The sequence below is a fragment of the Pseudomonas sp. SIMBA_068 genome (assembly GCF_046534705.1).
GTDB lineage: Bacteria > Pseudomonadota > Gammaproteobacteria > Pseudomonadales > Pseudomonadaceae > Aquipseudomonas > Aquipseudomonas putida.
Genome location: NZ_JAWRYI010001818.1, coordinates 1 through 231 on the forward strand (window position 1 = coordinate 1; position 231 = coordinate 231).

Genomic DNA, 231 nt, shown 5'->3' on the forward strand with positions numbered 1-231 from the left:
TCGGCAGCGGCGCCGCCGGCTTGAGCTTGGCCCTGACCCTGCCCAGCCATTTGCGTATAGCGGTTTTGAGCAAAGGCGACCTGGCCAACGGCTCGACCTTCTGGGCTCAGGGCGGCGTTGCTGCGGTGCTGGACGACACAGACACCGTGCAATCCCACGTCGAAGACACCCTTAACGCTGGCGGTGGCCTGTGCAACGAAGACGCCGTGCGTTTCACCGTCGAGCACAGCC

At 64.9% G+C, this 231-nt stretch carries 1 protein-coding gene; it reads left to right on the forward strand.

The window, feature by feature from the left end; translation table 11 throughout:
- Positions 1-231: FAD-binding protein (locus SB756_RS36045; RefSeq protein WP_410914040.1), on the forward strand; the 231-nt coding region annotated here is incomplete at both ends.